The sequence below is a fragment of the Enterococcus sp. S53 genome (assembly GCF_016516865.1).
GTDB lineage: Bacteria > Bacillota > Bacilli > Lactobacillales > Enterococcaceae > Enterococcus_D > Enterococcus_D innesii.
Genome location: NZ_JACVUH010000044.1, coordinates 1 through 2,444, shown reverse-complemented (window position 1 = coordinate 2,444; position 2,444 = coordinate 1). Strand labels below are relative to the sequence as shown.

Annotated in this window: 4 protein-coding genes; all 4 read left to right on the top strand. The window is 36.0% G+C overall.

The annotated features are described in order from the left end of the window. The first annotated feature begins 28 nt into the window (after nt 1-28). A complete protein-coding gene (locus IAE45_RS19245; protein WP_325123439.1) occupies nt 29-136 on the top strand; it encodes a hypothetical protein in 108 nt (35 codons plus the stop codon). Between the two features lie 67 nt (nt 137-203). Continuing rightward, the gene (locus tag IAE45_RS18430; RefSeq protein ID WP_200127827.1) at nt 204-902 is read left to right on the top strand and encodes an Ig domain-containing protein; all 699 of its coding nucleotides are present in this window, start codon (nt 204-206) and stop codon (nt 900-902) included. A gap of 102 nt (nt 903-1,004) precedes the next feature. After that, nucleotides 1,005-1,385 carry a transcriptional regulator gene (locus IAE45_RS18425; RefSeq protein ID WP_086317187.1) on the top strand — a complete coding sequence of 127 codons (381 nt, stop codon included), beginning with the start codon at nt 1,005-1,007 and terminating at the stop codon, nt 1,383-1,385. Nucleotides 1,386-1,438: 53 nt separating this feature from the next. Then, nucleotides 1,439-2,356 carry a peptidoglycan amidohydrolase family protein gene (locus tag IAE45_RS18420; protein ID WP_200127825.1) on the top strand — a complete coding sequence of 306 codons (918 nt, stop codon included), beginning with the start codon at nt 1,439-1,441 and terminating at the stop codon, nt 2,354-2,356. The last annotated feature ends 88 nt before the right edge of the window (nt 2,357-2,444 follow it).

Below are 2,444 nucleotides of genomic sequence, written 5' to 3'. Positions count from 1 at the left end.
GAAGTACAGTATTCAATATCGTGTCCACGTGCAAGGTATCGGATGGACTGGCTGGGTCAAAGATGGTGAAGTTGCTGGTACATCTGGTAAATCCAAACGTCTTGAAGCTATTCAGATTAAATTGATTAAAAAATAAAATAATAAAGAAATAGTTTGAAATTTTCTCTTTATGTTGAGATAATCAACTTTAAGGAGGGAACAAGATGAAAAAAGTATCAGTATTAATAATCATGCTATTAGGGTTTGTGCTTTTTCCAATAACTACTTTTGCAAGCAGTTCAGCTAATGTAAGTTATCAGACACATGTTCAGACTTATGGGTGGCAAGGCTGGAAAACCAATGGTCAGTCATCTGGCACATCTGGACAGTCTAAAAGACTAGAAGCAATCAAAATTAAACTAGATAATAAGGAATACAGCGGAAACATTGAATACAAAACTCACATTCAAAAACAAGGTTGGGAAAAATCCTTTCGTAAAAACGGTGAGCTTTCTGGTACAAGTGGTAAGTCACTTAGATTAGAGGCTATCCAAGTTAAGTTAACCGGTGAGATTGCTAAACACTATGATGTTTACTATCGAGTACACGCACAACAATTTGGCTGGATGGGGTGGGCTAAAAATGGTCAATCTGCAGGAACTTCTGGATTTAGCTTCCGATTGGAAGCAATTCAAATCAAGTTAGTTAAAAAAGGCGGAAACGCTCCGGGGACAACGCTGAATTCATTTAGAAATGGCACGAAGAAATACGTGGATAGCCGAGGCAATGGATTAATTAAAGGATCTCGGCAAAAAATCTATCACATCCCAGGTAGTCAGTATTATGATCAAACAACCAGCCCAATTCGTATGTTCAAAACTGAAGTAGAAGCTTTCAAAGCTGGTTTCAAACCGGCAAAATAAATCAAGATAAAACCTCTTGCTCATATGGGCAAGAGGTTTTTTGTAGTTGCATGAAAAAAGATAATTAACTCAAATTTCGGCATAAAATGAGGAGTAATAATCATGACTAATGAAACCAGAGCACACATTCGCAGTATACTATGGCAATATAAAAAGATCGAAAAAACGTTTAAAGAGTTCTCAGACATTATTGCAACAGATAGGAATCCTTATATGGAGTACCCATTAGGCGAAGAAAATCCAAGTTGGACAATGAATCAAATTTTATTTTACAAGTCATTTTTAAGAGTGGTCAATGGTGTTCTAGAAGATTCAACACTTGATGTTAGAGATATATTTTATGTGAAGTATTACAACGGCCATTCTAAGAAATGTATAGCGGTTGTATCTGCGGAAACTTTTTTAAGCGAATCTACTATAAAGAGAAGAGATGCAGAATTCATTAATGAAATCGCAAAAAGATTAGGTTGGTTATCGGTTTGACCTCTTTCAATACCTAACATGGTTTATCCTTTAATTAAGGACGTACGTTCACCATGGACGCATGGTTTAAAAGAAAGGGGAAGTTAAAATTGGCTAGTATTGAAAATATGATCAAATGGTTTAAGGATCGAGAAGGCAAGGTAACTTATTCAATGAATTCTCGATTAGGACCAAATAGTTATGACTGTAGTTCGGCTGTGTATTTCTCATTGATTGCAGGAGGTTTCTTACCTTCTGGAACAGGGATTGGAAATACAGATTCACTTTTTGCTTTAGAAGGAAGTTTATTAACAGCTGTATCCCGTAGCTCAGTCAAGCGTGGAGACATTTTTGTAGCAGGTTACAAGGGTAGTTCAGGTGGTGCTGCAGGTCATACGGGTGTTTTCTTGGATAACCAAAATATTATCCATTGTAACTACACTAAAAACGGAATTGCAACTACTCCAGCTACAAATTGGATGGGAGATTATAGTGGATTGCCAGTATATTTTTATCGATTAAAGGGCGCTACTCCTACATTTAAGTACAAAGTGGATGACGTTGTTTATATTAAAAGCAATGCTACTTATTACTTTAATGGTGACTTAATTAGTGATAACGACAAGAAACTTGCTGGAAAAGTAACGGGTGTTAAGTATGACGACACCGGCAGAAATGGTGAGCATAACTTAGTGTTTGTAAAACAAGTTCAAACACCTACAATTATTAATCACTGGACCTTAGAACGTGATCTGGAGAAGTGGTCTCCAACAACTACCTATATTTCTAATGGTGAAATTGTCAAATTCAAAGCAGCAGCACAGAGAACAGTAGAAGGAACACTATTGACATCTGATCAGAAATCAAAAAGTGTAAAAAAAGTTGATACAATAGATATTGCACCAGTAAATGTTGGTACAGGTACTAGTTATCGTAAGTATAAGCTTGATGGTATTTCTGGATGGATCTATGAAACTGATGTTCAAAAATGACGTTTTAAGTTAATCGTTTAGTATATTCAAATTACAAAAAGGGACTGTGACATAAGTCCATAGAAGAAAACCGCAAGAAATGACGAGA